The 17,914-nt window shown below is 49.9% G+C and carries 13 protein-coding genes; 5 read left to right on the top strand and 8 right to left on the bottom strand.

All coding sequences use genetic code 11. From position 1 onward, the window contains the following. Nucleotides 1-5 precede the first annotated feature (5 nt). Both KEF85_RS07850 and KEF85_RS07845 read right to left on the bottom strand, forming a co-directional pair. Nucleotides 6-4,010 (bottom strand): translocation/assembly module TamB domain-containing protein, encoded by a 4,005-nt coding sequence (locus KEF85_RS07850; RefSeq protein ID WP_215584742.1) that lies wholly within the window; start codon nt 4,008-4,010, stop codon nt 6-8. Further along, on the bottom strand, nt 4,010-5,833 hold the full coding sequence (locus KEF85_RS07845) for an autotransporter assembly complex protein TamA (RefSeq protein ID WP_215584740.1): 1,824 nt from the start codon (nt 5,831-5,833) through the stop codon (nt 4,010-4,012). The genes KEF85_RS07850 and KEF85_RS07845 overlap by 1 nt, the downstream gene beginning before the upstream one ends. Before the next feature lie 699 nt (nt 5,834-6,532). Between KEF85_RS07845 and KEF85_RS07840 the strand changes: the two genes are divergently transcribed. Then, entirely contained in the window at nt 6,533-6,853 is a 321-nt protein-coding gene (locus tag KEF85_RS07840) for a hypothetical protein (protein ID WP_215584738.1), read from the top strand. 73 nt (nt 6,854-6,926) lie between these two features. Here the strand turns inward: KEF85_RS07840 and KEF85_RS07835 are convergent, their stop codons facing one another. From KEF85_RS07835 to glgX, 4 genes are all read right to left on the bottom strand, one after another. After that, nucleotides 6,927-7,388, bottom strand: coding sequence for a hypothetical protein (locus tag KEF85_RS07835; RefSeq protein WP_215584736.1), 462 nt, complete (start codon nt 7,386-7,388; stop codon nt 6,927-6,929). 12 nt (nt 7,389-7,400) lie between these two features. Then, nucleotides 7,401-8,156 carry a tetratricopeptide repeat protein gene (locus KEF85_RS07830; protein ID WP_215584733.1) on the bottom strand — a complete coding sequence of 252 codons (756 nt, stop codon included), beginning with the start codon at nt 8,154-8,156 and terminating at the stop codon, nt 7,401-7,403. A 44-nt stretch (nt 8,157-8,200) separates the two neighbouring features. Further along, complete coding sequence (locus KEF85_RS07825; RefSeq protein ID WP_215584731.1) at nt 8,201-8,488, bottom strand: hypothetical protein; 288 nt, start codon at nt 8,486-8,488, stop codon at nt 8,201-8,203. 107 nt (nt 8,489-8,595) lie between these two features. Further along, nucleotides 8,596-10,728 (bottom strand): glycogen debranching protein GlgX, encoded by a 2,133-nt coding sequence (glgX, locus tag KEF85_RS07820; RefSeq protein WP_215584728.1) that lies wholly within the window; start codon nt 10,726-10,728, stop codon nt 8,596-8,598. A gap of 553 nt (nt 10,729-11,281) precedes the next feature. On the opposite strand from glgX, the gene KEF85_RS07815 reads away from it, so the two are divergent. From KEF85_RS07815 to KEF85_RS07805, 3 genes are read left to right on the top strand one after another with little or no spacing between them, the layout of a single operon-like run. Continuing rightward, nucleotides 11,282-11,956: a DUF4912 domain-containing protein gene (locus tag KEF85_RS07815; protein WP_215584726.1), complete on the top strand. Its 675-nt coding sequence runs from the start codon at nt 11,282-11,284 to the stop codon at nt 11,954-11,956. A gap of 7 nt (nt 11,957-11,963) precedes the next feature. Further along, nucleotides 11,964-13,556, top strand: coding sequence for a glycoside hydrolase family 57 protein (locus KEF85_RS07810; protein WP_215584724.1), 1,593 nt, complete (start codon nt 11,964-11,966; stop codon nt 13,554-13,556). A gap of 45 nt (nt 13,557-13,601) precedes the next feature. Beyond that, nucleotides 13,602-15,041, top strand: a complete 1,440-nt coding sequence (locus KEF85_RS07805; protein WP_215584722.1) for a KAP family P-loop NTPase fold protein — start codon at nt 13,602-13,604, stop codon at nt 15,039-15,041. Between the two features lie 249 nt (nt 15,042-15,290). Here KEF85_RS07805 and KEF85_RS07800 read toward each other — a convergent pair whose 3' ends face one another. Beyond that, on the bottom strand, nt 15,291-15,890 hold the full coding sequence (locus KEF85_RS07800; RefSeq protein ID WP_215584720.1) for a hypothetical protein: 600 nt from the start codon (nt 15,888-15,890) through the stop codon (nt 15,291-15,293). Then, entirely contained in the window at nt 15,891-16,067 is a 177-nt protein-coding gene (locus KEF85_RS07795) for a hypothetical protein (protein ID WP_215584718.1), read from the bottom strand. It abuts the gene before it with no gap. Nucleotides 16,068-16,435: 368 nt separating this feature from the next. Here KEF85_RS07795 and KEF85_RS07790 point away from each other — a divergent pair, with 368 nt between their 5' ends. After that, nucleotides 16,436-17,902 (top strand): endonuclease/exonuclease/phosphatase family protein, encoded by a 1,467-nt coding sequence (locus tag KEF85_RS07790; RefSeq protein ID WP_215584716.1) that lies wholly within the window; start codon nt 16,436-16,438, stop codon nt 17,900-17,902. Nucleotides 17,903-17,914: the final 12 nt, after the last annotated feature.

The following is a 17,914-nucleotide window of genomic DNA, read 5'->3' as shown; positions in this document are numbered from 1 at the left end:
TATCCTTAATATTCAATTTGATAAATCACCCCGACACTATTGGTAACAGCACTTCCGGTGCCGGAACTGGCGGCTGCGCCACTGCCTACCCCCCCTTCCAATTTCAGATTTTTATTGAGGTCGATCTGAATAATAGGCTGCGGTGTGCCACCGGCTATGCCTTGCTTGGCCCCCAGATAGACACCGGGGGCAATATAGCGTCCGGCTTCCAGGCTGGGTGTGCTGGTACCGCCTGCCGACAGCCGGTCCAGACCCAGGCGTTTGCGCACACTATCCAGCGGATCACCAACCCCGGAAGTCACTCCAGTCAGCGTAGCCAAGGTCGAGGCAATTTGCACCATTTCCAGCGGGCTTAAACTGGCTGAACCCTTGCCGAATAACAGATTGGCCAACACTTCATCTTGCGGTAATTTTGGGGTACTGCTCAGTTCAATACTGGGGTTTTTGACATTGCCGGTGACACTCAATACCGCCGCAACATTATTGCGGGTGGTATTGGCGACCAGGTTCAGGCTGGGATTGCTGAGACTATTATTATCAAAACTGATAGCGCCCTGATTAATCAGCAGGTTTTGACCAGCCAGGGTAAATTTTCCGGAACGCAATTTAAACTCGCCTTGCGGTTTGGGGGCATCTGCGCTGCCGACAATATGCAGTGTTCCCCCCAGTTCCGCATCCACACCTCGGCCACGCACGAAAATCTGACTTGGTGCATCCAGTGTTAAATTCAGCATAACCTGACTCTGTGCTGCTGCCGGCTGGTCTACAGCCGCATGAGCAGAGCCAAACTTGAGTACTGCTATCCCTGCCGGGAGTCGCTCCGGAATGCGGATATCGGCCCGGTTGATATGAATGCGGCCATCGACCGTCATATCTGTGCGCACAAAACCACCCAACTGCAGATCTGCTTCGACACTGGCGGTTAATAAATCACTGCTCAACAAGCGGGCCTGCCGGGCGGTCAGTGTGATATCCACCGGCATATTGCCGGTCAGACCGATGTTGCCGGCGGCGCTGAGGGTACCCGGCCCGGCTTTGGCGCTTAGTTTGACGACACCAGAGCTGCCGTCAGCAACCGTCAAACTGGCGTTGATATCGCTGATCGCCACACCTGAGGCAAAATCCTGCCATGCACCTTGTTCCAGGATAACGCTGCCGTTTAATTGCGGTTCACTCCAATTACCGGACAGTCGAGTGTCCAGATGCAAACGGCCCCGCGCCTGGCGACCATCCGCCCCCAGCCAGCCGTCCAATTGTTTTAAATCTACACCGGCTTGGGCCTGTAATGCAATGATACCGGTCCGGTTCAGCGGTGCCTGGCCGTTGAGTGCGACATTGACTTTGTCACCGGCCTTCAGCTCGATGGCCAGATCGGCGCTGTCGCCATGTAATTGCGCCGTGCTGTGCAATGTGGCCGGCGGTAGCGCCGAACCAGCAGACTGACTGGTATGCAACTGATCGGCATTGATATGTACCTCACCTTCCGGACGGCTCGACCGGCCGTGCAGATTGGCATCAGCCTGCACCATACCGCTCAGCCCCAGATCAGGCATAAACAGGCTTAACTGGGCCACCGGGAATTTGTGTAGCTCGGCATGGAGCGCCAATTCCGGGCTGATGCGTCCGGCAACATCCAGCTCGGCTTGCTGCCAGCCTAAGCGTAGTTTATCCAGACTCAAGCCGTCATTAAATTGTATTTTCACCGGGGCCAGCAATGCCAGGGTTTGATGCTGGCTATGGACTTGCAGACTATCAACCAGCAAAGTCTGGTTAACACCATTCAATTGCGCTACGCTGCCAAGCTGAAGCTTATTAGCCGACAAACCGGCCAACTCGGCAGCCAGATGCAGATTTAAAGCCGCCACCGGCCCATCCAGTTTAAGTTGGCCGGAACTGCTGAGGGCACCACTGCTAAAGTTCTGGTAATCCAATACCCCTGAGTAGCGGGCTACACCGCCGGGGTCGCTGATATTAAGCGCCAGTTTTGCCCCAGCCAGCGCCGTGCCGGCGGCCAAACCGATATTGCTGGTTTCCAGTTTTAGTTTGGCTTGAGCATAATTACCAGCCACCGCACTTTCCAGATTGGCATTCAGGCTGCCGCTCAAGGGCTGATTAAGCCAGGGTGAGAAATCGGCTAAGCGAGTGACACGCAACTCAACTTTACCCAGCGGCAGGGCTAGATCAGGCTGATACTGGAGTTGGCCCTGGGCATGCAGGCTTTGCCAGTCGAGTTTTTCGATGCCGATGTTGATCAATTTTCGGGCTGGACTGCTGACGGCCAATTGCACGGCCAGCGGCGCATGGCCCAGGCTGCCGCTGATATTTAGTTTACCGCTGGCGGCATCCGGTAAGTGTGCCAAATCCAACTTGGCCGAGAGTGGGGTGGCGGGAAAACGGTCTGCGGCCAGCTCACCTTGTAAATCCGCCAGCAAATTTAGATCATCCAGGCTGCCGTTCAGCCGGCCCTGACTGCTCAGGTGCCCGGTCAGGGTGGGCAATAAGGCCGATAAATCATTCAGCGTCAACTGCCAATGGGCATCGGTCTGAGCGGCTGTCATTTTCCCATCTGCCGTTAACTGCACATTCCCGGCATCTACATGTAAATCGGAAACTGTCAAATGTTGGTCCTGATCCTGCAAGCTCAGGCCAAACCGGGCGGATTGGCCTAATAAATTAGCCCAACGGCTACCAGCCTTTATATTTAGTAAGCCGCTGATATCCACTTGCTGTTCTGCCTGATGTTGAGCATAGTTGAGTTGCAGAGTTGCTTGGCCCGGCAAGGCGATACCAGCCAAGTCGGCAATGCCTTGTAATTCGGGTAAAACCAACGCCATCTCGGCCTGTACTGCACCAGGCAGAAAACCGGCCTGCCCGGAAGCCGTCAACAGCGGATGCTGAATGGCAAATTGGCTGGGGTAGGCTGCTTGAGTTAAATCCACATCGGCCTGTAAGCGCAAGGGTACGCCGCGTAATAGATCAGCAGTCGTCGGCGGGTTCAGACTCAGCCCGGCCAGTTTGGCAGCTAATGCCAGCTGTCCGGCCGTTCCTTGCACCCCCAGTTCCAGGTGGGCTAATTCGGCCTGATTGAGCTGCAATTTATCCAAAGCCAGACTTCCGTTCACCGCCAAACCGGGCCACTGACCGTGTATTTGCAAATCCAGCGCCAATGCTTGCCAGGCCAGATCTGTGCCGATATGTAATGGTGTTCCGGCTGCTGTCAGTTTAAGATCGGCGCTGGTTGCCGGGATATTAATGTCACCATCCAGTACCGCGTGTAAAGCCGTCAGGCTCAAGTCCAGATGGCTATGTACGGCGGATAAAGGCCCGTTGAATTGAGCTTGCAGGTGGATGGCCGGCTGGTTTTGCAAGCCGCTGAGTGTCGTCAACAGCCCGGCACTGGTTTCAGTCAGCGCCAGTTGCGCCTGTAAATCCGTCTGGCTGAGTGTGGCCTGCAAGCGATAATCACCCTGCCCGTCCCAACTGCGCAAGGCCAGTTCCAGCTGAGTTTCACGGCTAGCATCAAAATTAAACCGGCCATTCAGTTGATAGTCGGTTATTGCGCCGGCCAATGTGGCCGGCAATTGCAGTTGGCCAATCGCTAATTGGTCTAAACGGACATTCAGCGGTAAGCTGAAGTTGGTGGATGATGAGGATTGGTTGTCACTGAGCGGCAGCCGTTGCAGAATCACTGCCTTACACTGCAGTGCCGAAACAGCCACTTCCCTTGCCCATAAGCGGCTGGGTTGCCAGTCGAGTTGCAGTTCATCCAGCGTCAACCAGCTGCCTTGGGCATCATACAGCTCAAGATGCTGTATGCTCAATTGATCTGGAAACTCGGTATCCAGCCCGGTGATTAGCACCTGACCGTCAGTTAGTTGCGCCACAGTGCGCTCAATTGTGGATCGACCCCAGGGTGTGGTGCTAATCAGGATTAATATCAACACAAGCAGCAGACCGCCGGCTGCAATACCACCCACACTCCAAATCAGCCACCGAGTTGAACGCTGCATCAGAAAGCCTGCCCCAAACCAATATACAATTCAAATGAACCGCTGCCCGGTTGCGGATTGACCGGCATTGCCACATCCAGGCGAATCGGCCCGAACGACGTGTAATAACGAGCCCCCAGGCCGGCACCGATTTGCCAGCGCTGGCTAAAAGGCAAGGCATTGACACTGATCTGACCGGCATCGGCAAATACCACCAGTCCATAATCGTCCAAAATCCGTTGGCGTAATTCCACGCTGCCTGAGGCAATAGAGGTACCGCCCTGGGGTTTGTTATCGCTAAACTGCGGGCCGACCGACTGAAATTTATAACCGCGCACTGTGGCGCTACCGCCGGCATAAAAACGCTGATCCGGGGGCAAATCAAACTGGCTGCTCACGCTGCTTTCACCGAATAAACCTCGCAAGGCCAGAATGCTGCGGCCTGGTTCGGCTAAATTAAAATAGGTGGAAGCGCTGGTTTGCAGTAATACAAATGGCTGGTTGTTGGCGGTACTCAGAGATTGGGTGGGGGTTAAGGCAGCATTGACGATACTGCCGGCACTGGGGTCGAGCGGATTATTACTGCTGTCATACTTCATGGTTAAAGGCAGGCTTAACAAAGTATAGTCACGGCTGACGCCTTGTTGACTAATTTGTGCCTGTTGGGCGGCAATACCGTAACCCAGTTGCCAATGGCCGGCTAATTTACGATTCAAACGCATATTGGCCAGTAAGGCTGTCTCATTATAGGCAATCAAATTCTGCTGAATGGCATCCACACCCAGTTGCAGTGCTTCATCGCGATGCAGAAAATCCGGTTTGCTGAAAGCCGCCCCCACTTTATAACCAATACCGGTGGTGCTGTTGCCGCTGATTTGCGTGACTGCTGCCGTTAAATTGAGTTGTTCGGCATTGCCGAACAGATTGCGATGCTGCCAGGCGCTGGAAACATTACCGCCCAAATCGGTGGAATAAGCCGCACCGATATTGGCGGAATGTAACGGCCGTTCCGTTACATCAAAGCTTAGCGGTATTCGGCCCTGTGCATCGGCCTGAGTGTCAAGCTGGGTATGCACAGCAGAAAACACCCCCAAGCCCTGTAAATCTTTCCGCGCGGCTTCGATTTCACTGGCTTTAAAGGCTTTGCCGGTGCTAATCAGCAGGCGGTTTTGTACAAAGGACTGATGCATTTGCTTTAGACCATTTACCTTAATGGCACCGATATCGAACTTGCTGCCGGTGTCCACCGGAAAAATCACATCAACGCTATGTTGTTCGACATTCAGAGTAGCAACAGGCTCTGCCACTTTGGCCAAGGCATAGCCTTGTTCCAGTAGCGCTTGCAGCAGACTTTCTCTGGCGGCCAATACCTCAGCCGCGACCGCTTTGGCTCCAGTGCTAAGTTTTAGCGCATCGCGGGCATTTGGCGGCGCTTCGCCCTGAATGCTAATCTGGGCCAATGTAAATTGCGGCCCCAGCTCAAATGTGGCCTTAACCGGGGCAATACTGTCGGCTGCCGTTTGATTCAGCCATTCCAGCAATTCGGCATCAGCCAGATCGTGATCGGCAATTTTGATGGCAACCTGACCCTGATAATATCCCAGACTCTGTAATGCCGAGACAAAACGCTGCTGATCCTGTTTGGCTCTGGCAATCAGTGCAAAAGGCCCCACTTCAGCGGTTTTTTGCAGGCTGATCAGCGTTGAGGCATCGGCTAATAGTTTATCCAGATCGCCACTCCCGGTGTGCTGCAAATCCACACTATACGCTTGCGGGTCAGCCGCCTGGCACAGTGTCGCCAGCAGGAGCAAACCTATTCCCAGCAATAGTAGCTTTAGCAACAAATAATCACCCTATCCTTATGCGTTTTTTGGCAGGTAAACCGGAATACACCTATTACTAAATCAGGTAACATAAGCCTAAGGCAGCGATGCGGAATTGAGGCTATAAGCTGCTAACCCTTGATTACACCAGTGGTTGACATTACTTTGACGGCAGTACCCAATGGATGTGCCGGCTCTGCAGGCGCATCGTGCACGATTGATGCGCTTCACTGCGTTCAGCACATCCTACGCCCTATCCGGCAAAATATGATTGGTCGACTTCTAGTGGTTAGCCAATATTACTTTGACGGCAGTACTCAATGGATGTGCCGATTCTGGAGGCGCATCGTGCACGATTGATGCGCTTCACTGCGTTCAGCACATCCTACGCCCTATCCGGCAAAATATGATTGGTCGACTTCTAGTGGTTGACCAATATTACTTTGACGGCAGTACTCAATGGATGTGCCGGCTCTGCAGGCGCATCGTGCGCGATTGATGCGCTTCACTGCGTTCAGCGCATCCTACGCAGTATCCGTCAGAATAAGATTAGTAGTTGGTGCAATTGTATAACTATCTAATTCAGCCATGCGGACTTTTTCGGTGGCAGTTTTAGGCGACCTTGTGATCCATCCTTATTTTACAGGCTTTGGTTTTGAACTTTTTGCTCAAACCAGATGTCATACTATATGTAGTGATTTTTTACGATAGGATTTTTTGATGCTGAAAATACTGCTGTTCTCCACTTTGTGCTTATCCCCTTTGCTCGCCCATAGCGAAGCGGTGGAAAGTGGTTATATTGGTACCCACGGTCACCGATTGGAACATTTGAGTAAAGAACTGGCGCTAACTGCCGATCAGAAGGCCAAATTGGAAACGATTTTTCAGGAACAGTCTGAAAAATTTCGAGCCATACATGAAGAATCACATAACCGTATCAAACAGGTGCTGGATGCCGATCAGTTTGGCAAATGGGAAAAACTGATTACCGAACGTAAAAACAAATTCCAGCACCGTCATTTCAACCAGTCTCCGCAGTAAGTGTCATGTTCACCCGGAACGTGCAAGCGTTACCGGGTGTTTTTTGGGGGATGGCTGACAGTTAAATTTGCACTTACTCGACTTTATCTTTGCCCAAAATTTCGCCTTTGTCGTTGATAGACACTTTCCAATTGCTGCCGCCGACTTGCAGATTGATTTCGTATTCTTCGCCTATACCATTAGGGTTGCCGGCCATTTCCACCTTTTTGAGAACATAACCCGGAAAATTGGTTTCCAGTGCTTGTTTAACTTCGGGCGGTGCTTCGCCGATGCCTACCAAGGGGACTTCGTTAGTAAATAAGTGGCCGTCTGCACGAAACAATTCCAGGATGGGTTCTTCCGATCCTTCTTCCTTATAAGTCACTTCCAGCAGACGCTGATTGAAGTGATTTTCATGACTAGCCTGAAAATCCTGGGCTTTGGGATGCCGTTTCAGAATATTGGCTTTAACCTTGTCGGGAATGCTGACGGCGTCCGCTTGAGCCAGTCCTGCCAACCAGAATGTCGCAAGGGTAATAATGATTAAACGTGGCATTGTATCTCCTAATTATTGTTGTATTGCCGGTTGCCATTCTGCGGCACGTGCCTGGGCTTTGGCAACCTGTTTAGTGTCGAGTTCGGTTTCCAGTTGATTCAGATAGCTATGAGCATCGGCTTCGCCCTGAGCTGCAGCAAGGGCAAACCAGAGATAAGCCGTTTCCAGATCCTTGCCGACCCCTTCGCCTTGATAAAAGCACAAAGCCAAATGATATTGGGCGGGGGCAGAGCCTTGTTCGGCAGCCGAGCGAAACCAGTGCGCCGCTTGTTCCGGCTGCCTTTCCTGGCCTGCGCCGCGCAGCAGCATCAAGCCCAAATTAAGTTGAGCCAGTGGATGGCCTTGCTCGGCAGCCAGTTTGAACCATTTGGCGGCATGTTGATAATGCCGGGGCAGGCCTGCGCCTTCGGCATACATCAGGCCCAGAGTAAACTGGGCCGGTACATCACCACGTTCAGCGGCTTTTAAAAACCAATGGGCCGCTTCATGCAGATTGGCCGGTACGCCCTCACCATGTGCATAAAGCAAACCAATATTATATTCAGCGACCGGATTACCCTGCGCAGCGGCGGCTTTATACCATTTTTCCGCCTGGGTGTAATCTCTGGCTACGCCATAGCCTTCGGCATAGCGACTGCCCAAATCGGTTTGGGCTTTGGCGTCACCTTGAGCAGCTCTTTGATTGAGTTCTTCCAGACTGGCCGCGGCCAGCCCGGCAGTATAGCCCATCCCCAGCAGCAAGCTGCCTATTATCAATTTTTTATGCATGGTTGACTCCTGGTAAACATTGCCCGAACCATGCGGGCCGGTGCTTAATCACGATCATAGCGTCGATATCCACCTTCACCCCGATAACCGCCCTCGCCTCGAAAACCACCTTCTCGATGTTCTCCAAATTCATGACCACGCTCGATAAAAGGCGCAGGCACCACAGGAATAGCCCCGTAATTATAGCCGCCGTAGGGCAGCACCGGACGCGGCACGTAATAGGGAGCAACCGGTTGAGGTGGATAATAGCCATAATGCGGCGCTGGGTAAGTGGCACAACCGCCCAGCAAAGCGACACTCAGGCTTATCAACGCTAAGGATTTGATTTTCATGTTGTGGATAGCGATTTACAAGGTGTGGATAAGGTAATTCCGTTATTTCGAGTGACTTCAGACAAAGCGCCAACGCTAAAGTTTAACTTCACCACAGGTTTGTTTGTTTAGAAAAGATTGGAAACCAGATTGGCCAAAGATTTTTTGGGTTCACTATTCCGGCTTTCAAACACCACCACGGTATGACTATCGACCAGATAGTGCGGCTTGGCAAAAGTTTTTTGCTGGGCAGGCGGGATAATATCTTTGGGTGACGGCAAGGAAGTATCGACAGCCAGACTCCATTTGATATCAGGCAATACCGGCAGTTGCATCGGGTATTTTTGATCAGACATATTCATCACTACATGCAAATGCGGTTCGTCTGCGGCCACAGCGGCCAGCGTAAATGCCAGTATATTCAGTTCCGGATCATGCCAATCCGGCTGCTGCTCGCTATCGGCACCCTGCCAGCTGATATCCGGCAGCGTTTGACCTTTGCGGGGCTGCCCGGTAAGAAAGTTACGCCGCATCAAAGCCGGATGACGTTTGCGCAACTGGATCATTTGCTGGACAAAGCGCACCATATTAATATGCTCGACACTTTGTTCCCAATTTAACCAGCTCAGGTCATTATCCTGGCAATAGCCATTGTTATTACCCTGCTGACTATGCAGAAACTCGTTACCAGCCAGCAGCATCGGTACACCATGACTGAGCAACAGAATGGCATAAGCATTTTTGACCTGCTTGTGACGTAATTTCAGTACTGCCGGGTCATTAGTTGGCCCTTCCACCCCACAGTTATAGCTGAGATTATTATTACAGCCGTCACGATTTTCTTCGCCGTTGGCCAGATTATGCTTCTGGTTGTAACTGACCAGATCGTACAGGGTGAAACCGTCATGGCAGGCAATAAAATTAATACCGCTGATCGGCAGCCGGTTCAGATGCTGATATAAATCACTGCTGCCGCAAATCCGGGTAGCCACTTCACTGATCAGGCCTTTGTCACCGCGCAAAAAACGGCGGATGGTGTCGCGATACATACCGTTCCACTCGCCCCAGCGGTAACCGGGGAAACTGCCGACCTGATACAGGCCGGCGGCATCCCAGGCTTCGGCGATCAGCTTGGTTTTGGCCAGTTGTTCGGATAATTCTATACCCCATACCAGCGGCGGGTCTTGCAGCACACTGCCGTCTTCCCCGCGCGCCAGGGCGCTGGCCAAATCGAAACGAAAACCATCGACATGCATTTCCCTAACCCAGTATTCCAGACAGCTGATAATAAAATTGGTCACCAGCGGATGATTGGCATTTACGGTATTGCCGCAGCCGGTATAGTCCAGAAAAATGCGTTTATCGTGCTTGTCGGTCAGATAAAAACTGTTGCCGGTAATGCCTTTAAAGTTAATGACCGGGCCATCGGCGCCTGCTTCGGAAGTATGATTGAACACCACATCCATGATTACGCCAATGCCGGCTTTATGCAGGGCTTTGACCATGTCGCGAAATTCACGGATGTGAGCGCCCTGCTCCGGCGATACACAATAGCCGGGATGGGGACTGAAAAAACTATGGGTGCTATAGCCCCAATAATTACGTAAACCCAGTTGGCGAGTATGCGGTGGTGCGTCTTGTTCGTCAAAAGCCATCACCGGTAATAATTCCACATGGGTGATGCCGAGCTGTTGCAGATAAGGAACTTTTTCGATTAAACCGGCAAATGTACCGGGATGTTTGACTTTGGCGGACTCATGCCGGGTAAAACCGCCAACATGCAATTCGTAAATGATGGCTTTTTCGCTGCGGATGGCCAAGGGAATGTCGCCTTCCCAGTCATAGCTGTCGTCAACCACCACTGCCCGCATGGCGTGTTGACTGTTATCTCCCGGCAAACAGGCGGCAGCACGGCTCCACAACTTATCGCTGACGGCACGGGCCCAAGGATCAAGCAGTAATTTTTCCCGGTCAAAACGCAAACCGGCTTCTCGGGTAACTGAGGGGCCATCGATACGCCAGCCATACCAGGTACCGGCCGGCAGCTCTTCCACAAAAACATGCCAGGAGAAAAAGGTGTGATTTTTATCCTTTTGCAAATGTATGGTTTGAAAGGGTGTGGCGCTATCGGCCTCGGCAAATAACAATAGCTCTACATCGGTGGCATGCCGGCTGGATATGGAAAAATTGACGCCAGAATCGGAAAGTTTGGCACCGTGCGGATAAGGGCTACCCGATCTTAAGTTATATTTTCTATGCATGATAAGCCGTTGATTTTTCAAAATACCTTATGCAGCGTTATGTCAAAACCGGCAAACCATGCTTAATCCAGCCGCAAGCAGGCGGGGTGCAGTGCCGTTCAACGCTGATAACCGTTATGCCATATTATTTGAGTTTTTATTATTATCTGGAAAGCTGAGTGCTTGGTATTAACCACACTTTATCAGCTGTTTTAGTAGAAATTGCGTCATTTACCGTCATTTTGCCACATTGTGGCTGTCTTGTCTGGCTTGGCTGAATGAAATACCCAGTTATTGACTTGGTATTTCCAATTAAATCCGGTTTTGACCCATTCTTAACTCAGGCTGGGCTATCAATCACTTGGCAGCTAAAGCCGCCTTAGCATTAGCGCAGCACTTGCACAATCGGGCAACACAGAGTAGAGTTCGGGCTAATTATAGTCGCAGATTGGCGGATGACTGATTCAGCGCATGAATCCAGGCCAGGGCCGGCACTTGCAGGAAACTGATGTTCCAGATGCCAGAATTAAATCCCGGTTGCGCAGCCCGGTTTCATTACTGTTTAACGTAGATAATGGCTTTTTTTCAGTCGGCTAACCGCCACCCCATGCATTTGTCCCAGCCGGAACTGCTGGACATCAGTCAGGAGATTAGTCTGGCTTTTTCACCGCGTTATCTAAAACCTGCTTACTCACCCGCGCACAGCCTGCCGTTTACGGCCAGCGAGTTGATCGCCATCAGCAGCGAAATCAGCAGCAACTATCAGCCAAGGGTTCAGGATCGCCCGGTTAGCCTGGTATTGCTGCCTTTGGCCCCGCACCGTTTGTATGCTTATTGGCAGTTACGCCGAGCCGGGCCGGCAACTGCGCCACCAGCAGAACCGCCTGCCCAACTGACGTTACGGATTTTTCCGGAAACCGATGCCAAGCCCAGCCTCGTGGCTGCAGAACCACCCATCCCACAGGCGGCGGCTCCGGTCTGGTTTGATATAGCCGTCACTACCGATAACTGCACCCAAACTCTAAACGTGCCTGAGCCGCTGCAGGATCAGCAGCATTTTCGGGCTGAACTGGGGCTAATCAGTGCCGAGCATGATTTTACCCCACTGCTCAGCTCCAATCCGGCATCACTGCCGGCAGCCGCCCAGCCTCAGGGTCTAAGCAGTATGGCTCCGGTATTCAGCCAGTTGCTGAGCGGCCCCGCGCCGGCTTCCTCGGCGCAATTACCCGTTTCCGCCGTCCTTAACTAAATTGCTGATGAACTCCGGTTATCTTTGTATCGTCCTGCATGCCCATTTACCTTATGTGCATCACCCCGAATATGAACAATTTTTTGAAGAACACTGGCTGTTTGAGGCCATTAGCGAGTGTTATCTGCCGCTGGTAGCCATGCTGGATCGTTTACACAGCGATAAAGTGGATTACCGCTTGACTCTGTCGCTATCGCCCACCCTGTTGACCATGTGGCGCGATCCCTTGCTGCAAAGCCGATATCAACGCTATCTGCAACAGCAATTGCAACTGGCCGAACTGGAAATCAGCAGAACAGTCCAGCAACCCGCTTTACAGCGTCTGGCGCAAATGTATGCCGGCCTGTTTCGCGGCCATCTCAACACTTACCGCGACCATTACCAGGGCGACTTACTCAGCGCGTTTCTGAAACATCAGCACACCGGCAAGCTGGAATTAATCACCACTGCCGCTACCCACGGTTTTTTGCCATTGTTGAACGTTAATGCCGCCAGCGTCCGTAATCAGATTAAAGTCGGCATAGACACTTTTACTGCCCAAACCGGGCTGCAGCCTCGTGGTTTCTGGCTGCCGGAATGCGGTTATTATCCTGGTTTGGAAGAACTGCTCAAAACTAACGATATCGAGTATTTTTTTGTCGATAGTCACGGTTTACTCAATGCCGATCCCATCCCTGCCGCCGGTGTTTATCAGGCATTGAATTGCCCCAACGGCGTCAGTGTGTTTGGCCGCGACCCAGCTACCTCACAGCAGGTGTGGAGCGCAACTACCGGCTATCCGGGGGATGCCGATTACCGGGAATTTTATACCGACCTGGGTTTTGAGCGGGATATCGCCGATCTGCCCGGTTTTGTAATTGATGCCAACACCCGCGTCAATACCGGCATTAAATATTACCGGGTTACCGGCGCCAATCAGGATAAGCAGGTTTACGATCCCGTCATTGCCCAGCGCAAAGCCCGTCTACATGCCGCCGACTTTATCAGCAAGGCCCAGGCCCAAATCAGCGCTTTAAGTGCAGAAATGCCGGATATACCGGTGATCACCGCACCGTTTGATGCCGAGTTATTTGGTCATTGGTGGTTTGAAGGGCCGTTATGGCTGGAAGAGGTGCTACGGCTGAGCAGCAGCAATACCGAAGGCTTGCGCTGCACCACTCCCGGCGCCGTGCTGGATGCGGCACCACCGCGCCTTACCGTGCAACCCATTGCCTCCAGCTGGGGCGAAGCGGGATATTCCGAATACTGGCTGAATGCCAGCAATGACTGGATTTACCCTTTGCTGCATAAAGCCGGTGCAGAACTGGAAAAACTGGTCAGCGATCTGTATAGCCTGAACCTGAATGAGTTGCAACACAGAGCCCTGAATCAGGCCGTGCGTTCACTGCTGCTGGCGCAAGCCTCGGATTGGGCATTCATCCTCAAATCCGGCACCACGGTCGAATACGCAAAAAAAAGGGTATATGACCATCTAGCCCGCTTTAATTATCTGCATGATGCTATCCGCAAAAACCGCATCAACGAACGTTATCTCGCCGCCCTGGAAATTATGGATGATATTTTTCCGGGGCTGGATTTTCGGGATTATGCTGTTGGTTAGGCTTTAGCTTTTATAGATGGTCTTAAACAAATTTTCGGATAAGCAATGACTGAAACCACGGAACAACCAGCCTGGCACAACGATATTTTAGATAGAGCAAAATACGCGCAGTTTTTAACAGACTATATCAAGTCAAAACAGGCTGCCTGTGTCATCAACATCAATGCGCCGTGGGGTACCGGTAAGACGTTTTTTCTGGAAAACTGGCGTGATTATGTGAAACCCCACCATCCAGCTATTTACTTTAATGCCTGGGAAAACGATTATGGTGACGATCCCATTATTGCCTTACTGTCTTGTTTAAACACCCAAATCAGTGCGTTTTTACCGGCACACACACTGATCAAACAAACCGATTACTATCAGAAATCAGTTACTGTTGTAAAAAAACTAGCTCCAGCACTAATCAAATCTGCCCTGGCAAAAGCCATTGGCGCTGATGGTTTTAAGGCTTTGGAAAATATAAATACTGAAGATGAGGCCACTATACTTGATGTCAGCAGTAAGCTGGCCGAAGAAATGCTAGCTACTCAAGAAAGTAAAGCCAATGCCATCAGCGAATTCAAATCCGCTGTCACCAAACTTATAGACAATATCGAATCAGACAAAACTTATCAAAAGCCCTTATTCATTTTTATTGACGAGCTGGATCGTTGCCGGCCTTTGTACTCAATCAATTTGCTGGAAACCATCAAACATATATTCAATGTTTCCGGTACAGTATTTGTAGTAGCGACCGATACCGAACAACTCAGCCATTCTGTGCGGGCAATTTACGGTGAAGGCTTTAATGCGGAAATGTATATCAGACGATTTTTTGATCAGATTTATACTTTACCGAAACCTGACAATGTTAGCTTTAGTATAAAGTTATTTGAAAAATATACGTCAAAATCAAAGTTTTTTTTCTACAGAATAAATCCATCTGGATATCTTAATTCCTCAAGAGATCAAACAATTATTGAACAAGAGAAAAATAAAAATACATTTATATGTGAACCATGTACTAACCAGGAATTTATTTTATTTTTTGCTCTTTTCGCAGCAGACTTCAATCTTGACTTACGGACACAAAAACAATGCTTTGAAAGATTTCTAGCTATAGAAAGCTCTTTTAAAGATAATGAGGAAGTGCATTTTTGTTACTTAATGTTTTTAATAATACTTGACGCAAAACAACCAACTCAGTTTCAGTATGTTTTTTCTAGTCTTAAAGACCTAAGAAAAATACATTTTCTTGAAAATCTTAATGCATCAAAAAATAATATAAAAATAAATGGAGTCTTATACACTTCTAAAGAACTTTTTGAGATTTATCACGATAAAATTCTATTGTCACAAACAGAGTTACGCAGTTATTTATATTCAATATCTAGCTCTCAAGAAAATGATTTTGAAACGGTACTAACAAATAGCTTATTGGATAACCTCACCAGCATAAATCAATACAGACATAAAGTTGAAATGGCCTGTGCGCTAAGCTGATTTCTTATCTCGAATTTGCCGCCGCATGCCGTCCACCAAAAACGTCTTCTTGTGCTGGTTTGTCAATCAAAATGTAAACTGACAGCCAATATGTAATCGTTGAAGCCGTAAAAATTTGAGTATGACCGACTATAGATGATCAGCTTTTTATTTATCAGCTAATGCTGATAAATGCTAAAAACAACCTTTGGGTAGTACGAAGTCAATAAAGTGATCTGATTCAATTATTCCACGATACTCGTATAGAAACTAATTATTGGTTTTTTGTCGGGGAAGGAATATGCCCTTTATGCAATCAGGATTGATGATCGATAATTGAATATGATTGTGCGTTTTAAAGCCTGCCTGCGGGTATAGTTCTTCGCCTTCCCAGAACGCGGCCCTGACAGAATCAAATTTAATATTTTGCTCAGTTTCCGCTAATTCAACTGCATACCGAATAACCGCGCAATCCAATTCGCGTTTTTTAAAATCGAAGTCATTTTCGCCAAATGCCGCATTGGTAGGCAATTCTTTACCAGCCTCATTCAAGCCGAGGATCAGCTGATCGTAAGCCTCTCGAAGGAAATCCAACCATTTCTGATCAAGCAAGTCTAAACAAATCCCCAAATCAATGATTGCGCCAATAACAAAAGGCTTTTTAATGGTAGATTCTCGACGTTGAATGGATTGCTCGGCAAATTGGTAGGCCCGTTCCGGGCTACTTTCCCAAAAATATACACCGTGTCCTAGCCAATCATAGCTATTTTGACTATGACGAAGCGTCAGTTCGCTATTTAATACCTTCTTGCCTATTTCTTCATCAAGACCATGAAAGCCAAGCACATAGGCAGGTTTTGATGAATACAATTATTTTTCCTGTCGACGAGCTTTATCTTTTTTTATTGTTTCAGCTGAAAAAAAACGTTCAAGGTAATCGCCATTGTTATCCAGAATGTTTGCTTTTATCAAAAGTTTAGCCCGTTGCTCTTTGGTGCGAAAGTTAGCATCGCTACGAACTGCTGTTTCTACATGAACCGTTTGCATCGGCAAACTCCTAAAACAATGACTGGTATTAAATGTTGCGAGAATAATCTACGCGCCCACTTCCGTACTATATAGCCTATTGAGGATAGAATCAACCAAGTTCAGATCGTTATATGGCATGGATTAGTCACATAAAATTTAAGATAATAAACCCTAGCATACGTTTTCGTATCATAGGACTTCAGCCCCCTTTAACGAGACGAGCCGCAACATCTTCGCCGGCATCAACTTATCGCTATTTAGGTAAGTCGTTGCCCATGTTTGTGACAATTGCATTAAAAACCCGGTATATTTATAGCACCATCCGGTTTTGCTGGAATTGGCTGTCTCCCCGTTTTGATGAGGAAATTTGATGCGGTCTTGCCCTCATGGCTGAATTTATCCACTGGCTGACGGTAGAAAATACCAGTCATCGTAAAAAACTGCCTAACTGGCAGAGCCTGAGCTTTGTGCTGCAAGTGGCTAATTTGGCTTACGATAAACAGGTGGATGTGGTGTGGGCCGGTGCCGATGGCATTTGGCAGACGCTGGCGGCAGAGTATCTGAGTACCACAGCGGACGGCGCCGAAATCTGGCAGGCGCAACTGCGCCTGGATGCGGCTGAGCAAGTTTTACCGGGTGATGTGCAATTTGCAGTACGGCTGCGGGTTGCCGATCAGGCGTATTGGGATAATGGCGGCGGCAATAATTATTTAAGCATCCAGCACAGTGGTTTGCGCTTAAATCCGGCGCTGGCCTGGCAATGTTTGCACTATCAGCAGCGCTTGGCGGATGGTCAGCAGAGCCTGGAATTAAAACTGGCCGTCAATCAAAGCCTATCCGGGCCGCCAGTGGTGTATTGGACCAAGGACAACTGGCAACATAGCCATCACAGCCGGTGCCGGCTGCATAAATCAACTGCCACGGCAAGCACTAAAATCTGGTCGGCGCGCCTCAAACCCGGCACCGCATTCCGGGTGCAATATGCGATTGCTTACCCCTGTGGTACTGAGTTGCGCTGGGATAATAACGCCGGCCGCGATTATCAGCTCAGCCGTAAACCTTTACAGGTACTGATTCTAAATCTGCATTGTTATCAGGAACAAGGTCAGCAGGAAAAATTCAGCCAAATTGCCAAAGCCATAGATGAGCTGGAAGCGGATATTGTGTGTCTGCAAGAAGTGGCGGAACCCTGGCAGGATGGGCGTGGCGATTGGCCGGCCAATGCCGCCAATATTATCAATCAGCAGCTTAAGCAGCCGTTTTATCTGCATTACGACTGGGCGCATCGCGGCTTTGACCAATACCGGGAAGGCGTGGCCATACTCAGCCGTCAGGCCTTGTTAAATCCGGCTAGCGGCTATGTGTCGGACAGCACCGATGTCTATAACATTCACTCGCGTAAAGTGGTGACGGCCAGTCTGAAATTGGCCTATTTTGGCCTGATTCAGGTGTTTTCTGCGCATTTAAGCTGGTGGGAAGATGGGTTTCAGCAACAGTTTCAACGTCTGGCCGGGTGGGCCGACAGTGTATATGACCCACAAACCAGCGCCGTACTGTTGTGCGGCGATTTTAATATCACCGCCGGCTCCCAAGCTTATTGGCAAGTGATTAACGATTATCAGTATCGCGATGCTTACTTGCTGGTGCATGAGCGCGGTTTGAGCGACCCGGTGTTTCGAGTTAACGACAGCCATTGGCAACACGATTTTAGTGAAGACTACCGGATAGATTATATCTTTTGTCACCCACGCAGCCGCTTGCGGGTGACGGCAGCCCGTACCGTATTTACCAGCGCCGACTATGGGCGAGTGTCGGATCATTGCGGTTATTTAATGACTTTTGAGCCTGAATAAGCAAGGTATAGA

Source organism: Methylomonas paludis, from assembly GCF_018734325.1.
Classification (GTDB): Bacteria; Pseudomonadota; Gammaproteobacteria; order Methylococcales; family Methylomonadaceae; genus Methylomonas; species Methylomonas paludis.
The sequence above is the reverse complement of the archived record's forward strand: the minus strand, read 5'-3'. Positions and strand labels throughout refer to the sequence as shown.